Origin of the sequence: Paenibacillus sp. 23TSA30-6 (assembly GCF_014858585.1) — a bacterium.
Taxonomy (GTDB): domain Bacteria; phylum Bacillota; class Bacilli; order Paenibacillales; family Paenibacillaceae; genus Paenibacillus.
The window spans coordinates 49,754-67,693 of sequence record NZ_SLTL01000030.1; the positions used below are offsets into that span (position 1 = coordinate 49,754).

19 protein-coding genes, 1 tRNA gene and 1 riboswitch are annotated in these 17,940 nt (G+C 46.2%); of the genes, 6 read left to right on the top strand and 14 right to left on the bottom strand.

Annotation, left to right across the window (positions count from 1 at the left end):
• Positions 1 to 227: 227 nt before the first annotated feature.
• A riboswitch (cyclic di-AMP (ydaO/yuaA leader) is annotated at positions 228 to 365 on the top strand.
• Between the two features lie 5 nt (positions 366 to 370).
• Positions 371 to 871 carry a C40 family peptidase gene (locus E0698_RS21815; protein WP_134911693.1) on the top strand — a complete coding sequence of 167 codons (501 nt, stop codon included), beginning with the start codon at positions 371 to 373 and terminating at the stop codon, positions 869 to 871.
• 305 nt (positions 872 to 1,176) lie between these two features.
• Positions 1,177 to 1,683: a GNAT family N-acetyltransferase gene (locus E0698_RS21820; protein ID WP_192512898.1), complete on the top strand. Its 507-nt coding sequence runs from the start codon at positions 1,177 to 1,179 to the stop codon at positions 1,681 to 1,683.
• 75 nt (positions 1,684 to 1,758) lie between these two features.
• Here the strand turns inward: E0698_RS21820 and E0698_RS21825 are convergent, their stop codons facing one another.
• Both E0698_RS21825 and E0698_RS21830 read right to left on the bottom strand, forming a co-directional pair.
• Complete coding sequence (locus E0698_RS21825) at positions 1,759 to 2,058, bottom strand: 4a-hydroxytetrahydrobiopterin dehydratase (protein ID WP_007428083.1); 300 nt, start codon at positions 2,056 to 2,058, stop codon at positions 1,759 to 1,761.
• A gap of 119 nt (positions 2,059 to 2,177) precedes the next feature.
• On the bottom strand, positions 2,178 to 2,471 hold the full coding sequence (locus E0698_RS21830; RefSeq protein ID WP_025683485.1) for a hypothetical protein: 294 nt from the start codon (positions 2,469 to 2,471) through the stop codon (positions 2,178 to 2,180).
• A gap of 187 nt (positions 2,472 to 2,658) precedes the next feature.
• On the opposite strand from E0698_RS21830, the gene motA reads away from it, so the two are divergent.
• A complete protein-coding gene (gene motA / locus E0698_RS21835; RefSeq protein WP_134911695.1) occupies positions 2,659 to 3,453 on the top strand; it encodes a flagellar motor stator protein MotA in 795 nt (264 codons plus the stop codon).
• Positions 3,446 to 4,273 carry a flagellar motor protein MotB gene (locus E0698_RS21840; RefSeq protein WP_192512899.1) on the top strand — a complete coding sequence of 276 codons (828 nt, stop codon included), beginning with the start codon at positions 3,446 to 3,448 and terminating at the stop codon, positions 4,271 to 4,273. Before motA ends, E0698_RS21840 begins: the two co-directional genes overlap by 8 nt.
• Positions 4,274 to 4,407: 134 nt before the next feature.
• Here the strand turns inward: E0698_RS21840 and rluF are convergent, their stop codons facing one another.
• Both rluF and E0698_RS21850 read right to left on the bottom strand, forming a co-directional pair.
• Positions 4,408 to 5,109, bottom strand: a complete 702-nt coding sequence (gene rluF / locus E0698_RS21845; protein WP_014279090.1) for a 23S rRNA pseudouridine(2604) synthase RluF — start codon at positions 5,107 to 5,109, stop codon at positions 4,408 to 4,410.
• A gap of 24 nt (positions 5,110 to 5,133) precedes the next feature.
• Positions 5,134 to 7,437, bottom strand: a complete 2,304-nt coding sequence (locus E0698_RS21850) for a PAS domain S-box protein (RefSeq protein WP_192512900.1) — start codon at positions 7,435 to 7,437, stop codon at positions 5,134 to 5,136.
• Positions 7,438 to 7,765: 328 nt separating this feature from the next.
• Between E0698_RS21850 and tadA the strand changes: the two genes are divergently transcribed.
• On the top strand, positions 7,766 to 8,266 hold the full coding sequence (gene tadA, locus E0698_RS21855; protein ID WP_134911698.1) for a tRNA adenosine(34) deaminase TadA: 501 nt from the start codon (positions 7,766 to 7,768) through the stop codon (positions 8,264 to 8,266).
• A 93-nt stretch (positions 8,267 to 8,359) separates the two neighbouring features.
• Positions 8,360 to 8,959: a GNAT family N-acetyltransferase gene (locus E0698_RS21860; RefSeq protein ID WP_134911699.1), complete on the top strand. Its 600-nt coding sequence runs from the start codon at positions 8,360 to 8,362 to the stop codon at positions 8,957 to 8,959.
• Between the two features lie 92 nt (positions 8,960 to 9,051).
• Here the strand turns inward: E0698_RS21860 and E0698_RS21865 are convergent, their stop codons facing one another.
• The 10 genes from E0698_RS21865 to guaB all read right to left on the bottom strand — a co-directional run bounded on the left by E0698_RS21865 (position 9,052) and on the right by guaB (position 17,521).
• On the bottom strand, positions 9,052 to 10,128 hold the full coding sequence (locus E0698_RS21865) for a hypothetical protein (protein ID WP_192512901.1): 1,077 nt from the start codon (positions 10,126 to 10,128) through the stop codon (positions 9,052 to 9,054).
• A 198-nt stretch (positions 10,129 to 10,326) separates the two neighbouring features.
• A complete protein-coding gene (locus E0698_RS21870; protein WP_134911701.1) occupies positions 10,327 to 10,482 on the bottom strand; it encodes a small acid-soluble spore protein P in 156 nt (51 codons plus the stop codon).
• A 71-nt stretch (positions 10,483 to 10,553) separates the two neighbouring features.
• A complete protein-coding gene (locus E0698_RS21875) occupies positions 10,554 to 10,724 on the bottom strand; it encodes a hypothetical protein (RefSeq protein WP_187644973.1) in 171 nt (56 codons plus the stop codon).
• Positions 10,725 to 10,751: 27 nt separating this feature from the next.
• On the bottom strand, positions 10,752 to 11,093 hold the full coding sequence (locus E0698_RS21880) for a hypothetical protein (protein WP_149096306.1): 342 nt from the start codon (positions 11,091 to 11,093) through the stop codon (positions 10,752 to 10,754).
• Between the two features lie 143 nt (positions 11,094 to 11,236).
• Positions 11,237 to 11,325, bottom strand: a tRNA-Ser gene (locus E0698_RS21885).
• Between the two features lie 90 nt (positions 11,326 to 11,415).
• Positions 11,416 to 12,699 carry a serine--tRNA ligase gene (serS, locus tag E0698_RS21890; protein ID WP_149096305.1) on the bottom strand — a complete coding sequence of 428 codons (1,284 nt, stop codon included), beginning with the start codon at positions 12,697 to 12,699 and terminating at the stop codon, positions 11,416 to 11,418.
• 36 nt (positions 12,700 to 12,735) lie between these two features.
• Positions 12,736 to 13,302, bottom strand: a complete 567-nt coding sequence (gene pdxT, locus E0698_RS21895) for a pyridoxal 5'-phosphate synthase glutaminase subunit PdxT (RefSeq protein WP_192512902.1) — start codon at positions 13,300 to 13,302, stop codon at positions 12,736 to 12,738.
• 16 nt (positions 13,303 to 13,318) lie between these two features.
• Positions 13,319 to 14,200: a pyridoxal 5'-phosphate synthase lyase subunit PdxS gene (pdxS, locus tag E0698_RS21900; RefSeq protein WP_134911705.1), complete on the bottom strand. Its 882-nt coding sequence runs from the start codon at positions 14,198 to 14,200 to the stop codon at positions 13,319 to 13,321.
• A gap of 142 nt (positions 14,201 to 14,342) precedes the next feature.
• Complete coding sequence (locus E0698_RS21905) at positions 14,343 to 15,731, bottom strand: D-alanyl-D-alanine carboxypeptidase family protein (RefSeq protein WP_192512903.1); 1,389 nt, start codon at positions 15,729 to 15,731, stop codon at positions 14,343 to 14,345.
• Positions 15,732 to 16,063: 332 nt separating this feature from the next.
• Positions 16,064 to 17,521, bottom strand: coding sequence for an IMP dehydrogenase (guaB, locus tag E0698_RS21910; protein WP_192512904.1), 1,458 nt, complete (start codon positions 17,519 to 17,521; stop codon positions 16,064 to 16,066).
• Positions 17,522 to 17,940: the final 419 nt, after the last annotated feature.

Here is a 17,940-nt window from a genome sequence, read left to right on the forward strand (position 1 = left end):
CATTCATATCCAGGCAAACGGCACATAACTGAATACTCTTAACAAAATCTGTTCCCGCGATAAAGGGAGCAGATTTTTTTGTAACTTTTTGCGATGAAACATTTGCCAAAGCCAGCCGACTTTGTTACAATAATCGCAGTGAACTGATAGTAACAACTTTGTAATCTTTATTGTAACCTTTACCTTAAAAACATCGTTATCGTGAATATTGCTCTCCAAGGTGCACATCTTAAGTTAAGCCTAATTCCTGGCACCTGGGAAGCGGGGGAACCAGTTTGGGTGAATTGATCTCGCAACAGAGTGGTCATAGGGGAACCTTCTACCGAATCCTTAAGCTAACCTCGCAGGCATTGGAAGGGGTATATTTTTTTTGAAGAAGAAGCTAACGATCGCAGCCATGGGTCTCGCCATTGCCTTTACATCTTTTACATTCGGTGGAGGAAGTGCATTTGCAGACTCTAAGATGGACCAGGTCATCCAAGATGCCAAAGGAACGAACTACAGAAGCGGAGGCACTACACTCGACGGGTTCGATTGCTCCGGCTTCACAATGTATGTATATCACAAACTAGGAATTAATCTGCCCCATCAATCCGGATCACAATTCAAAATGGGATCTTCCGTATCCCGCGACGAAATGAGACCTGGTGACCTGGTGTTCTTCAACACCACAGGAAGAGGCATTTCCCATGTAGGTATCTTCGTAGGTGAAGGGAAATTTGCCCACTCCTCATCTTCACGTGGTGTAGTTGTTAGCTCACTGGACGAAAACTATTACGCTAACCGCTATGTCGGTGCAAAAAGAATTATGAGCACAGACGCTTACCACGCTGTAGCTTCTGAAACTCCTGATGACGACAACGTAGAATAACTAACGAACAGCAAACTAACCCTGAGCCGCAATTTGATTCTGGCCGGAATCGAATTGCGGTTTTTTATGTCCACAACATCAGAAACGTTATCGTTACTGACGAACTGACACCTCAAAAGGTTTCAGATTTTGCGAACATCGTCGGTTTTACCGTCACAGCTGGGGGAGCATATGAGCAGTAAAGCTTTCTTATTGAATGTATACCCGACTTGGGTATGAAATAAACACCGCTTGCCAATCCCCTGCAACTTGTCTACAATCTGTTGTTAATGGTTTAAGTACTTGTAAAAGGAGGATGGGGAGACATGCCGGCCTCAATATCTAACTACCGGATCGTACCGATGGACGAACAGCAGGCGGCTGCGATATGTGAGTGGCGCTATGATCCACCCTACAACATATACGGCTGGCTACCTTGGGAACAAATGAAGGCACTTGAAGTCGAATTTGGAAGCCCCACGCTTCGCCAAGAGCAATATGTTGCTGTACTGGATGACGAGAACACGCTAACCGGATTTGCTCAATATTTCCCGATGATTGGAGTGACCCGGCTGGGTCTGGGAATGCACCCCCAATTATGTGGACATGGCAGAGGCGCCGATTTTGTCCGTGCCATTGCCGAGGAAGCCAGACGACGCAACCCGGAGAATGAAATTGATCTGGAGGTACTGACCTGGAATGGGCGCGCCATTCGGGCTTACAAGGCAGCCGGATTTGAGATTACGGATACCTATGAACGTCAGACTCCCGATGGCAAAAAGCCGTTTCATTGTATGGTATATCATCCTGACCCCCAGCCTCATGTTCAATGATAAAAGCGCCTTCGGCATACAACGGCATTGTTGTATATCGAAGGCGCTTTTATCATATGGCAGACCATGATCAGCTCAATGACTGCTACGCATTTTCTCAAAAGCTTCATTATATTGTTGGGCTTCCTTAATATCTACGGCCATAATGCCACCGTCATCCCAGGAGGTTAAGCGCAGGGTCACGGTCTTATAATCAATCGTAATGAATGGATGATGATTAAATGCTTCCGATATAGCAGCAACTTCATCCACGAATGCAATCCCTTTCATAAAACTGGAAAAATTATATTTGCGGACAATCCAGCGTCCTTCCTCCAGTTCCCAGCCCTCCAGCTTCTCCAGATGTGCTTCAATCTCTTCTTGTGTAAAAGGCATGTTACGACTCCTCCCCTTTTATACGGAAGCCTTTCAGCCGCTTGAATGCGACCAAAACTACGATATAGTGGTGTCCATATTACCACGGCCCCGTTGATAAATCCATAAGACGGACCTGTTCAAATCAAAGGTACCGACGTTAGCTCCTCATCCCCAATGAGCACATAGATACGGTGCTGCTCCGGTTCATAGATGACAACGCCGCTGCCCACAGCGATAACGGGCTCTGTACCCAGCGCATAAAACAGGTCTTCAGCCAGCGCTTCATTGACTTCCTGACGCCCTGCCGGGTCCAGCCTGTCCCAATCTTCTGCTTCCATTTCGAAAAATTCATAGCTATCCGGAATGTGTCCCACAGCCTCTGTCAAATCGTTCAAAATTTGTTCATACTCCCGTCCGTGCTTCACTCCCATGCCATTTCCTCCAATTCTTCCACCATTCATTAGATAATCACCTTATTATACCGGAAATTCGTACTTAACAAAAAAGAGAGTTTTGTCGATAAATACTATAATCCGTCTTGTAATGACGTGCCTGGGGCAAGGACGACCCCGGCGGCATGAAAGGATTCAAAATCTATTCTCATGGATGAGGTGTATCATGCAAATTTCAACCATTATCGGACTTGTACTCGGGATTATGTCATTGGTCGTCGGGATGATTCTCAAAGGCGCGCCAGTGATCAACTTGGTCAACAATCCCGCTGCTTACATGATTATTTTTGTCGGAACGGCAGCAAGTATTTTTATGGCCTTCCCGATGGCAGAAATTAAACGGATTCCAAAACTGTTCAAGGTTATTTTCACGGAACAAAAGCTTTTGGACCGTAAAGAGCTCATCGGCACGTTTACCGAATGGGCATCCATTACCCGTCGCGAAGGCCTGTTAGCGCTGGAATCCAAGGTAGAGGAGATCGACGATCTCTTTATGCGTGGCGGTATGCGTATGATTATTGATGGTAATGATCAGGAATTCGTACGTGACGTTCTGATGGAGGACATTAATGCTACTGAAGATCGACACCGCTCAGGTGCGCTGATTTTCTCTCAGGCTGGTATGTACGCTCCGACGCTCGGGGTACTCGGTGCCGTCGTAGGTCTGATTGCCGCTCTAGCCGACCTTAGTGACATGGAAAAGCTGTCTCATGCCATTGCGGCTGCCTTTATTGCGACGTTGCTCGGTATTTTTACAGGTTACGTCCTGTGGCATCCAATGTCCAATAAGCTGAAACGGTTATCCAAAAAAGAAGTAGAGCTTAAATTAATGATGGTCGAAGGCCTGCTCTCGATTCAATCAGGTATATCCACCATTGCGATCAGCCAGAAGCTGACGATATTCCTGACTCCGACCGAACGGGCTACCCTGGCCGAGAAGGATGGGGATTCCGGTGAGTAAAAAAAGACATGAACCGCACGAGGAGCATGCCGACGAAAGCTGGCTGTTGCCATATTCCGACTTGATGACCCTTCTGCTAGCTCTTTTCATCGTCTTATTCGGGATGAGTTCGCTCGACGCCAAAAAATTCGAGGAAATGGCCCAATCCATGAGTTCAGCCTTTAACGGAGGCTCAGGGATTCTGGAGCACTCTGCTGCCAATCCATCGTCACAATCCGCAGATATGGGCAAAAATAAAGAACAGGTAACACAACCTATAAAGTCTAAAGCCACTTCTACGGCTGAACTGCAAAAGCAACTCGCCCAGCGGGAAGAAGAGGATTTGAAAAAGCTCAAAAAGCAGATGGATCAGTATATTGAAAATAATGGTCTGACTCCGCTGCTCAATACGAAGCTGAACCAATCCCAGCTCATGATCACCATTAGCGATAACGCCTTGTTTTCATCGGGTCAGGCTGAGGTAAAACCGGAAGCACGAAAGCTGGCCAAGTCCATCTCCAGCATGCTCCAGCAATTTCCTGGCTATGATGTCATCGTATCAGGCCATACAGATAATGTGCCGATTTCCAATAGTCAGTTTCCGTCCAACTTTGATTTGAGTGCCAAACGATCTCTGAATTTCTTGCGCATTTTGCTGCTCAATCCGCAGCTTGATCCAACCAAATTTGTATCCATCGGTTATGGTGAGTATCGTCCACTAGCAAGCAATCAGGATGGTCAAGGACGCTCCAAAAACCGCCGTGTCGAAATTTCCGTACTACGTAAATATCAGAACGGCACACAAGTTATCAGTCCTACCTCAAGCTCGAATGAAGGTTGATTATGCATATGTTATATAGACAAAGGCACCGCCGCATTTTTTATGCAGCTGGTGCCTTTTCATTGTGCTATTCCACTCTGCCTCTTGTCCTATCCATTGCCGTACCATCTATCAGCCATGAGAAGCCCTCAGGCTTAGCTGAGTGTATAATTCAGCATCTCACCTAGTTCCTGCTTCTCCGTCTCTGTCAGGTCACGCCAGGCGCCTCTCTGAAGCGACCCCAAACGAATATTCATAATCCGTAGACGTTGCAGCTTCTTCACTTCATAGCCAAAGGCAGCACACATGCGCCGGATCTGACGGTTTTTCCCTTCCGTCAAGATGATGCGGAATACGTACTCAGATACACGCGTCACTTCGCAGGGGAGCGTCCGCTGACCGAGTATTTTTACACCTGTGGACATCCCCTGCACGAAAGATGGTGTGACGGGTCGATCCACCGTTACGATATACTCCTTCTCATGCTTGCCTTCCGCCCGTAAAATCTTATTCACAATGTCTCCGTCATTCGTAAGTAAAATGAGACCTTCCGAATCTTTATCCAGACGTCCGATGGGAAAAATCCGTTGCGGATGCCCCACAAAGTCGACGACATTCCCTCGAATGTGGCTTTCTGTCGTGCTTGTAATCCCCACCGGCTTGTTCAATGCAATATATACGTGACCGGACTTTTCACGGAGTGGCTTGCCGTTCACACGGACGTCGTCGCCCTCCTCCGCCTGACTGCCCAGCACCGCCACCTCGCCGTTAATCGTCACGCGGCCGCTCTCTACCAGCTTGTCCGCCTCCCGGCGCGAGCAAAAACCGGTTTCGCTGATAAACTTGTTAATGCGCAACCTGTGTACCCTCCATTTCTACTGTCACGCTTCCTTCTGCTGCCCATCCAATGGCTCAGGCTCGGCAGTTGGAAGCTGCACAAGGGCTGTCGTTCCCTCTCCCTCTATGCTATCAATATCCAGTGTGCCTTTATGACTCTGTATAATACGCTGGCTGACCATAAGTCCGAGTCCTGTACCTGTTTCCTTGTTTGTGAAAAAAGGTTCCCCCAGCTTGGACAGCATTTCTGCCGGAATACCCGTCCCTTGGTCCCGTATGAAGATTTTAACGCTTTCTCCCTCCAAGAACAAATGAATCGTTATCGTACCACCCTTGCTCATGGCCTCCATACTATTTTTAAGCAAATTAATGAATACCTGTTTTAACTGGTTTTCTTCGGCGTATACGAGGGCAGGCTCCTCCGTTACCTGTAGATTGAACACAATGCCTAGCAGATGCGCCTGACTATCAAGCAAGGAAATGACGTCACTTACAATATAACGCACATCTTTTTTCTGAAAATGTACCGCCTGCGGCTTTGCCAATATTAAAAATTCGCTGACGATCAGATTAATACGATCCAGCTCGGACAACATAATATCATTATGCTTCAGATTCAGCACTTTATTTTGCTGCTGTAACTGGAGGAATCCGCGTAGCGTGGTCAGCGGATTGCGAATTTCGTGCGCAACTCCTGCCGCCAGTTGTCCTACCGTCGTCAGTTTCTCCGATCTGCGCAGCAATTCCTCCATCCGGTTGCGGCCTGTAATGTCACGGGAGACGCTGATGAATCCCAGTATCTCGCCTTCTTCATCCAGAATGGGCGACATGCTCATACTAATCTCTACCGTACTTCCATCCTTGCGCATTCGAATGGACTCAATAGATACCATACTCTCTCCTTGAAGCAATCTTTCCTTCTGAAATTCGTACTCTTCCTCTTGCTGTGGCGGTACGAACTGGAGTTTACGTCCGACCAATTCTTTTTTGGTCCAGCCGTACAGGGCTTCAAAAGCATGATTGACCCGGATGATACGCTCATCCTGATCGGTCACATGAATCGCATCAGCGGTCTGATTAATGACAGACTCCAGATGTTCTTTTACAGAACGGTTCTCCTCATACATCTGTTCGAGTCTCCGTGTATACATCCCGAGATTGTAAGCCATCGCATTGATGCGTTCACCAAGCTGAGCAAGCTCATGACCACCCTTAATCTGTAGTCGTGTGTCAAAATGGCCGTCAGCCATCTCGTTCACTTTTCCCAATATCGACTGAATTGGGCGGACAAACAAACTTGCCAGCACATAGCTGCCAATGATCACAACCTCCAGTAAGACAATAGAGATGGCAATCAGACTGATTAATTGCTTATAAATAACGGAAGAGATCGTATCATAATTCATAACAATACGAATGACATAGGCGTCACGGTTAGCCGGATAAAATGGTATGTAACTGACGAGGACCCGTTCGCCTTTAATATAGCAGTCTTGTACAATACTCTCCCCGGAGAACATGGCCTTGGAAACAGCCAAACGATCCTCCTGTATCCTCGCTAGTTGATAAGTGCCGAATCGGATAGGTTTGTTGTACATGTAATAATATTTTCGGTCGTTTCCATGGTTGTCCATCGTAGAGCCACCGAAGGTTGTAGGGTTAATTCCCGTTATCTCCATGATGCGGTAATCCACTTGTTGGGTTTGCTTTACGATTTCATCGGGGTTGAGGATCGGTATAAAATTTTGCACTTCACTGTCCTGAAAGGAGATTCGGATCATATAGTTACGCTTTTGGTCATAATAAAATCCCCATTTGTTAATATGGGTGGCATCTGAGCCTGTATAGTCAAATGCTCCAGTCCAAAAATGATCCAGATTTTGACCATGCACCATTCCAGCCTGTCCATGCTCATATAATTGATTAACTGCATTTTTCCAATAGCCTGTCAATGGATCGCCAGACAAGATCTCTTTCGGATTGGACGATTTGGCAACTTTGTACCCCTTCCCATCACGCACCATCAGGGAAATATCAATATCCCCGCTGCGCTTGGTCATCTGTTCGAGTTGTTCCTGCGTAACATGATCGATATCAGGATCAAGCTGGCTGGCAGCCAGCGTGGCAGATAGCCACAACTTATATCCAAGCTGCTTGTCGACGGCCACCCAGCTTTGTTGAGTTTGTTCAATGGCTCCTCCAATAATCTTGGCCGTCAGAACCATTTTCGTTTCGCTGTCACTTCTTAAATTTTCGTGGGTCATGTAATAGTTGAGTGCAATATTTAACAAAAGGATAAACAGAACGGACCCCGACAAAATGATCGTAATTTTGATTTTTATCGACACACTGATTTCTCACCTCTTGCCGTATGCTGGCGATTACTGGCAATTGCTAATTCAATGATACCGTAATAGCGCCTGTGATACCAGCATTTACATTTCCCGGATAAACATAAATACACACAGCTTGTATACAGTTGTCAATATGCGAACGTTTGCCTACAATATAATAAGATAATCATCCACAAGTCGTCCACAAATACACAGCTTTTATTATAAACTGTGGATAAACCTGTGGATAAGTGTCGTGTTATCCACAAAATTATTCACATCATGTTAACAACGGAATATTTGTTCGTTGGATAATTCGCATTTGAAAGGGGCATTTTTACCAGTGACCACAATAGATCACGCTTATTGGATGAAAGAAGCTATTCAAGAAGCGTATAAGGCAGAAGCGTTGGGTGAAGTGCCCATCGGAGCTGTCATCGTAAAAGATAATGAAATCATAGGACGCGGCTACAACTTGCGCGAGACGGACGCTGACCCGACAGCACATGCCGAAATGGTCGCCATTCGTCAGGCCAGCGAGCATCTGGGAGCCTGGCGCCTGCTGGATTGCAGGTTGTATGTCACTCTGGAGCCGTGTCCCATGTGCGCCGGAGCGATTGTACAATCACGGGTTCCCTATTTGATCTATGGCACCACCGATCCGAAGGCAGGCTGTGCGGGTACGCTGATGAATTTACTACAGGAGCCTCGATTCAATCATTGCACTGAGGTGATCAGCGGCGTTCTTCAAGAGGAATGCGCCTCGCTGCTGACAGATTTTTTTCGTCAGCTCCGGCAAAAAAGGGCCGCTGCCAAGTTGTCTTCCCCACCATCTTCATCCTGAGGATGGGTAGTTAGGATCGCTTACTTATACACAACCGTAATGCAGCCGTTATTGACGTCTCATTGCTAATTTCCCATGGAAGGAGATCAGCCCATGCCTATGAGCTTGTATAATACGCCTCAAGGTATCTTGTTACGGCCATTTAGCCTGGCGGATAGTGAAGCTCTACTTGCCCTCAGGCTTACAAATAGGGAGTCCCATGCACCGTACGAGCCACTTCACGGCGATTCATTTTTCACGCTGGAAGAACAGGAGGAATATATCCGTCAGAAATTGCGTCAAGCAGAGGAGGATCGGGGATATTCGTTCGGTATCTTTCTCTTGGAGGACGAGCGTCTGATCGGCTATGTCTCCATTTCTAATCTTGTGCGCGGCATGGGACAATTCGCCGATATCGGCTACATGATGGATCAGCATGAACAAGGCAAAGGGCATATGACCGCAGCTTTGAAGCTGGCCATACAATTTGCCTTCCGCGCCCTATCGCTTCACCGTCTACAAGCCGGAACCCTGCTGCATAATGAGCGCTCACAGCGTGTACTGCAAAAGTGCGGCTTTCAGCCTGAAGGTATTGCCCGCAAGCTGGTACAAATTCAAGGGACATGGCAAGATCATCGGATGTTCGGGCTTTTAGCCGAGGATCACGTGTGGCAGACCCGGACAGGTACACCATCTGCTCAGAGCCATATATGACTAAAAAACCGCCTGGCTCTAAGCCAAGCGGTTTTTCTCGCATTACATCATATTATATGGATAATGCCTTTACAATCGCGTCATTCCTTTATTTAAGGAGCAACAGTTTGCATTTTTTGTTGAAATTGTTCGATCGTCAGGACTTGGTCCCCTGTTGGAATACCCACTTTAAATGTTGCTTTTTCATTGATTTTGCTGTATTGCGTGTAGCCAGTTACAGACAATTTCACATTGTCTTTTGTGGTCGGATCATTCATCTCTACATTCGCATTCAGATCTTGATACACAGGAATATCATCCTTGTTCAAGGCTGTGTTAATGTCGAACTGTTTCACCGTCAAATAGTTTTTCAACTCATCCAGCTTTTTTCTGAAATCGCTGGTGTTGGTTTCCACCGCAAGTTTTGCTGCGGTGAGATCTTCTTTTTTCAATTGGAACAAGCTGATGTACTCATCTTTTGACATCACATCAATCGCTTTAGGGATTGCCTTAGTAACAAAAGTATCGACAGCTGGCTTCACGTTGTCATTTGTCACTTTAAATTGTACGACTTGTTTAGCTTTAATGCCTTGTGGCAATTTAGCATCCTTAGGATCAATATCAAAGAAGTACGTAGCTTGATCATACTCACCCAAAATAGCAGCAATGACTTCATTCGCAAATTTCTGCGATTTTTCCTGATCCATTGATGCAGGGTTAAATTCTTGTCCGGACTGTTTAGCCAGCTCCTGCGGATCAATAATCAGGAATTTGCCTACAACTTCCTGTGGAAGCGGGTAAAATGGAATGTTCGGAATTTTAACGTACAATTTATCCTTGGTCATAACCATTGGAATCGTGAAGCTGGTGGAAAGGTCACCTTTCAAATGAATGCCCAGCGTCATTTCAGATTGTAAAGGTTCTTTTTGGTATACACCATCCAGCGTAATGTCCGCATTTTTCAGCATGCTCGTCACCATTGCACTTTGCTCGCTTGGGACGGAAGCAGACGTAATCGTCAAATCCTTAACCGTGAATTGGCTTTTGGATTCATAAGAAGTCAGTTTCATTGCATTAGCGGTACCGTTCGTAACAGCTTCCTTCGGTTCTAACTTCTTGCTACAACCTACTAGGGTTACCGTCAAAAGCAACACCATAGTGAGTACCAAGACGGATAACTTTTTACTCATTGTGTAGATTCTCTCCTCTCGTAATTAACCCCTTTTATAATGCTAACAAAAAAATACACACCCCCTATTTTACCGCATACTCACAGGCAATGAAACACTTATTGGAAAATTTTCTTACAATAAGCACAAAGACACCCCGGCTCTTTAACCAGGGTGTCCTGTACTTTACCATAATTTTTAGGCAAAAAGTCTAACTGCTTATGATCCTTCTCTGTTGTGGTGGTCTACGTGATTCCGCTGCTTCACCTTTTTGGAACCGGACAATGGCTCCTGCTGATGATTGCGCTCACGCTTTTCATTTCCTCCACCGGCGTCCTGTGCCTCGGGAACAGGAATGGCTTTAGGCTTGCTCATTTATGCATCCTCCGTTCTCAGACTATATTTTGATACATCGGCAAAACCGTTTATTACCATTTAAAATAGGACTATAGATGGTGCAGGTCTTCCGTTTTATCATGGTTAAGTGCATCCTGATGACGGCGGTCATTACGGTCCTGCTGTACTTGTTGTGCCTGATGACTGTTAACCGGACGCTGCTCCAAATCATCCACAATGTTAGACAGGTTTTTATCCAGTCCGTTTTTGGCTTTTGTCATGTAGCTTCCCCCCTCATACCTTCATGACTACGAATGTGTCAATGACTGTAACGTCTGAGCACACTGATGAATATGCCGAGTATAGTCGGACACCAGCTGTTGAATGATATCTGTTCGTTCATCCACAGACTGTCCGTCCCGTTCTACATCGACCAAGCTAACCTTCACTTCCCGAGAATCTACATAAGTACATGCAAAATCAAAGGAGTACATTTGTCTGCCCTCTACCTCGATATGGATGCGTATAGTGCGGTTGTCTGCTTCATCTGCTTGTACGTGTGATTTATCCCCTGAATTCAAAAGTCTCGCCAGTTGTTCCTGCCAGGCTTCTACTAGCTTTTGCTGATCTACTGTCATTTCTCGATTCATGCCAGCACCTCCACATCTGATAACGTGTGAAAAAAACAGGCTTTTTATACAACAAAAAAGCCATTCTTTACGATCTCTAATCATCAGCGCGTAAAGGCCAATGTATCAGCTATCGTATCGAATGGCTTGGTTCATTTATAATATGGCGGAGAGGATGGGATTCGAACCCATGTGAGCTTGCACTCTAACGGTTTTCAAGACCGCCCCGTTATGACCGCTTCGGTACCTCTCCAGGTGGTAATTGGATAAAGTTGCTTCCCATTTAAAAAAATCTCGGGCGCAACAAAATTATTTTACCACAGACTTTAAACGAATGCAATGCTTACTGTTTGGGAGCAATAACTTCAGCGCCTCGCATGTATGAACGCAGCACTTCCGGGATCACAACGCTTCCGTCCTCTTGCTGATAGTTCTCCAAAATAGCAGCCACTGTGCGTCCTACAGCCAATCCTGAACCGTTCAGTGTATGTACAAATTCAGGCTTTGCTTTCGGCTCCGGCCGAAACCGGATGTTTGCACGACGCGCTTGGAAATCTTCTGTATTCGAACAAGAAGAAATCTCACGGTACATGCCACTCTCAGGCAGCCACACTTCCAGATCATACGTTTTGGCAGACGTGAAACCCATATCCCCGGTGCAAAGTGCCAGCACACGATATGGAAGTCCAAGCAGTTGCAAAACACGCTCTGCATTATTCGTCATTTTCTCCAGTTCCTCATAGGAGGTGTCCGGGTGAACCAGCTTAAGCATCTCTACCTTATTGAACTGATGCTGACGGATCAAACCACGTGTATCCCGTCCTGCCGATCCTGCCTCAGAGCGGAAACAGGAGCTGTATGCTACATAATTTTTTGGAAGCTGATCCGCGTTCATAATCTCTTCGCGGTGATAGTTCGTTACCGGAACTTCAGCCGTAGGAATGAGATAATACTCGGTATCACGCAGCTTGAACAAATCCTCTTCAAACTTCGGAAGCTGTCCTGTTCCATACAGGCTGTCCCGGTTCACAATGTATGGGGGCAGCATTTCTTCATAACCATGCTCACTGCTATGCAGATCCATCATAAAGTTAATCAGCGCACGCTCCAGACGTGCCCCCAATCCTTTGTAGAACGTAAAACGGGAACCCGTCACCTTCGCTGCCGCCTCAAAATCGAGAATATCCAGCTCCTGTGCCAGCTCCCAATGTGCTTTAGGCGTAAAAGAAAACTCGCGTGGCTCCGACCAGCGGCGAATCTCTACATTATCCTCCTCCGAAGCACCTACAGGCACCGACTCGTTGGGGATATTCGGAATGGACATCACCAGTTCGTCGATCTGAACCTCCAGCTCGCGCACTTGCTCATCCAATTCTTTAATACGGTCAGAAACCTGACGCATCTCGGCAATAAGGTCATCCGCATTTTCTTTATTCTTCTTCAACTTGGCTACTTCACCGGATACGACATTCCGGCGATTTTTGAGCGCTTCACTTTCCTGAAGCAACTCACGACGACGAACATCCAGATCCGTAAAGCCATTTATCAAATCCAGAGATTTGCCCCTATTTTGCAAAGCTTTTTCAACCCGACCAAGCTCATTACGTAAAATCTTTATATCTAACACAGGTAACCCCTCCTACACTACAAACCTGACTTTCCGCTATTCGCGGACCATATCCACAAAATACTGATGTAACCGGTAATCGTCTGTTAACTCCGGATGGAAGGATGAAGCCAGCAAATGACCCTGACGGGCCGCCACGATCTCGCCGTCATACTTAGACAGCACATCTACTCCCGTTCCAACAGACTGTATTAATGGCGCGCGTATAAACACAGCACGAACCGGTTCCTCAATCCCTTTAATGTCCAAGTCTGTTTCAAAGCTTTCCCGCTGGCGACCAAAAGCATTACGTGACACTGTAATATCCATCAGTCCCAAATGTGCTTCTTCTTGTCCTTGAACCGTTTTGGCCAGCACAATCAATCCCGCACAAGTGCCGAATATAGGCTTGCCTTGATCGGAAAACTGGCGTATGGCATCTATAAAGTCATACTTGCGCATTAGTTTGCCAATCGTCGTGCTTTCACCACCGGGAATGATAAGACCGGACAGCTCATTGAGCTGTTCGGTCTTCTTCACCGCCACACCTTCCGCACCCGCAAGTTCAACGCTTCGTATATGTTCAGCCACAGCGCCTTGCAGCGACAGAACTCCTATTTTCATGCCGGTCCCTTCCTTCTTACCAACCACGATCCTGCATGCGTTCATGCGGTGCCAGTTTGGAAATTTCAATGCCCTTCATCGGAGCGCCCAAATTCTTGGACACTTCTGCAATCAGCTTGTAGTCCGTATAATGAGTAGTCGCTTCCACGATGGCACGTGCAAATTTCTCAGGGCTATCGGATTTGAAAATACCAGAACCGACGAATACACCATCAGCGCCCAAATGCATCATCAATGCGGCATCAGCAGGTGTTGCTACGCCGCCCGCTGCAAAGTTGACCACTGGCAGCTTGCCGTGCTCATGCACTTCCAGCAGCAATTCGTAAGCAACGCCAAGGTTTTTCGCTTCTGCATACAGCTCGTCCTTCGACAGGTTTTTCACCTTGCGAATTTGGCCGTTGATAAAACGCATATGACGAACAGCTTCGACAATATTTCCGGTTCCAGGCTCACCCTTTGTACGAATCATGGATGCCCCTTCGCCGATGCGACGCAGTGCTTCTCCCAGATCCTTGGCTCCGCATACGAATGGAACGGTAAACTCTTTCTTATCGATATGGAAAACTTCATCCGCAGGTGTCAGCACTTCGCTCTCGTCGAGATAGTCAACTCCGAGAGATTCCAGCACCTTCGCCTCCACAAAATGGCCGATACGAGCCTTAGCCATAACGGGAATAGAGACCACCTTCATGACCTCTTCCACAATCGTTGGGTCAGCCATACGGGCAACCCCGCCAGCTGCACGGATATCTGAAGGCACCCGTTCAAGAGCCATTACCGCTGTAGCTCCTGCCGCCTCTGCAATTTTAGCCTGTTCAGCGTTCATGACATCCATGATTACGCCGCCTTTTTGCATCTCTGCCATACCTCTTTTTACACGTGAAGTTCCCGTTTCCATGTCGTTTCCTCCTGTAAGGGTTACGTTTAGATTCTAACTTAATATTTTACCGCACAGACGCCAAATACACAATCATTTCAATCCGCTAAATAAGTAAGGCATAGCAAGAATCCTCGGCTCTATCTGTCTGGTAATCAGACGATTAGAACAGGTTTTTAATGCCCTGGAACAAATCACCGAAGAAGTTACCAATTGCCCGGAAAAGCATACGGAACCAGCCAGCCTCTTCTACAGCCGTGGTAGTAACCATATCGACGGTTTTGACTTGGCCTTTATCCACACCATCCGTTTTATACGTGTACTTGATCGTTCCGACTTTTGCCCCTTGCTTCAAAGGCGCCACGAGTGAGCCTTCCGGCGTAATGTTCGTTGTAAACGTCACTTTAGGGTTGCTTGCGCCCTTAGGTACGACAAAGCTTACCGCATCCTTAGTCACGACAGGTACTTCTGTTTCAGTCCCCTTGGTGACAGGCACATTCTCTACACCTTTAACCACCGTCTTTGGAGCCACTACCTGCTTCACTTCAAAATTATCAAAGCCATAGTTCAATACTTTAGCAGTCTCTGTAAAACGGTGTGGCTCTGAGTCTGCCCCCATAACTACACTGATAAGACGCATTCCGTTGCGTTCGGCTGTCCCCGTAAAACAGTTGCCAGCATTGCTCGTATGACCGGTTTTCATTCCGTCCAGACCCGGATAGGCAAATTTTCTAAAGTTAGTTATATTCTTGTTTGCTTCCAACATCCAGTTGTAGTTAATAATCGGTGCTTTGTCCGTCGGACGGAACTTGTACGATTGAATCGTCGTAAACCGTGTATAGTCAGGGTGATCCTTAATAATGTTACTAGCTAGTGTAGCCGCATCTCTCGCTGTCATTACAGTCTCTCGATTGGTATCCGGCTGAAACCCTGTAGGCATATCACCACGGTCTAACCCTGTAGAGTTAATAAAATACGTGTTTTTCATACCCATTTTCTGAGCTGTTTCATTCATCAATTTTACAAAGTCCTGCTCGGTTCCAGACACACGCTCGGCAAGAGCTACCGTTGCATCATTGGCAGAGCCTACCGCCATGGCAATATACAGTTCTTCTACCGTATGTTGATCACCTTGAGCTAGAAAAATACGTGATCCGATGCTCTTGGCAGCATTCTCTTGAACCGTAACCTTATCCGTCCATTTGAGTTTCCCTTGCTTGACCTGCTCCGCTACGAGGTACTCTGTCATCATTTTGGTCATACTTGCTGGTGGGAGCGGCTCATCCGGGTTCATAGACAGCAATACCTGCCCTGTGGAAGGCTCAATCAAGATAGCCGAGCGCAGCGCCAGACTAGGTGGCTTAACAGAGCCTGTCCCCGTAATATTGACTGCCTCTGTTGTCGCTCCGGCGGCAAACGTAGCTACAGACGGATCAAAATTACCCACAACCGGCAATGCTGACATGTACATCATATTAAGCACCATGACTGCTGTTACGCTCTTTTTAATCATGCTGCGTTTTTTATTTTGCTTTAGATTATTCGGTTTCAAATGGATACAAACTCCTCTCGTACCTCAACCCGATCCGCTATGTATAACGAGCCGGCGGTTACAGCCTTAACTTGGCCAATGTAATTAATGTTTAATGTCTTATCGTTTATTGGATTTCATCTTTATAAGTTCGGCCTATCATGAGCATGCTCTACTTGTTGTTTGTTTGAATCCAGCAAGGTACTCATTCAAGGGTACTAATGTGTCTTTACTTTCTCAACAATTTCTTAAAAGGGCGGACACCTGTCTATTCTATCACAGGGGTATCTCTAAAAAAAGACAGGCAGAGCGAAATGCGCTCTGCCTGTCGTCAAGTCTACTACATCTGAACTTTATAGAGAGTAGTTTGGTGCTTCTTTCGTAATTTGCACATCATGCGGATGGCTCTCACGCAGACCTGCACCTGTAATACGGATAAAGCTTGTATCGTTACGAAGCTCCTCAATATTAGCTGTACCGCAATAACCCATACCGGAACGAAGACCTCCCAACAGCTGATGAACAGTGTCGGAAAGTGGTCCTTTATAAGCAACGCGTCCTTCAATGCCTTCCGGTACTAATTTCTTGTCGTCATCTTGGAAATAACGATCTTTACTACCTTGCTTCATCGCAGCCATAGAGCCCATACCACGATATACTTTGAAGCGACGTCCTTGATAAATTTCGGATTCGCCTGGGCTTTCTTCCGTACCTGCAAAAAGACTTCCCAGCATTACCGCAGAAGCCCCTGCCGCAATGGCCTTTGTAATTTCACCGGAGTATTTAATACCACCGTCGGCAATAATCGGAATATTATATTCACGTGCTACTGTTGCACAATCATAAATAGCTGTTACTTGTGGAACACCAATCCCTGCGATTACGCGTGTTGTACAAATGGAGCCTGGACCAATGCCGACTTTTACGACCGAAGCTCCTGCTTCAATCAATTCGCGCGTTCCGTCACCAGTAGCTACATTACCTGCTACAATCGTCAGATCAGGATAAGCATCACGCAATTTGCGAACCGCTTCAATGATGTTAATATGATGACCGTGAGCAGAATCGACGACAATCAGATCCACACCTGCATTTACGAGTGCTTCAGTCCGATCAAACGTATCTTTGGAAATACCGACAGCCGCACCGACCAGAAGACGCCCTTGTGCATCTTTCGCTGCGTTTGGAAATTGAATAGCCTTCTCAATATCTTTAATAGTGATAAGCCCTTTGAGGTAATTTTCATCATCGACCAAAGGAAGTTTTTCAATTTTATGCTTTTGCAGAATACCTTCTGCTTCCTGCAAGGTCGTACCTACAGGTGCAGTTACCAGCTTTTCCTTGGTCATCACTTCACTGATTTTAAGATTAAAATCGTGAATAAATCGAAGATCGCGGTTAGTAATAATACCCACCAGCTTATTTTCTTCATTTACAACAGGTACGCCAGAAATACGATATTTACCCATAACAGCTTCAGCATCAGATACCAAGTGATCTGGAGTCAATGAAAATGGATTGGTGATAACACCGCTCTCTGAACGTTTAACCCGATCTACCTCTACTGCTTGCTGTTCAATCGACATATTTTTATGAATAATACCGATACCGCCTTCACGAGCCATGGAAATTGCCAAAACTGCCTCAGTAACAGTATCCATACCAGCACTCATCAAAGGAATATTCAGCTTCACGTTATCACTCAAACGGGTCGCTACACTTACTTCTTTCGGCAGAACCACCGACTTGCGAGGTACCAGCAAAACATCGTCAAAGGTAAGGCCTTCCTTACCGAATTTATCTTCCCACACCAAGATGATCCTCCTTCAAATTGTTTAGTCTGTATTGGTCTTGTTGTCTGTCCGACATGGACAAATCAAGGCTCTCTGAAAATATATTATTGCAATCTTAGCAAAGCGGTATAGGGGTGTCAAGCCTTCCTCAGCAGCCATAACTTTTAGTATTACCCTGTACAAACAAGTGTACTCACAGGAAGGACATCCTTTATAATTAAGCTTTTCCAGAGATAAAGTCGACCCTTTTATTAAAAATAATCCGCTTGGAAAAAGACAGATTAGGGGTTACATATAAGGTTCTGGAACGTAATATACAAAAAAAGAACCACAATCTCAAGGAGATCATGATCCTTCTTACTTTTGCTTGGCGACGTCCTACTCTCCCAGGACCCTGCGGTCCAAGTACCATCGGCGCTGGAGGGCTTAACGGTCGT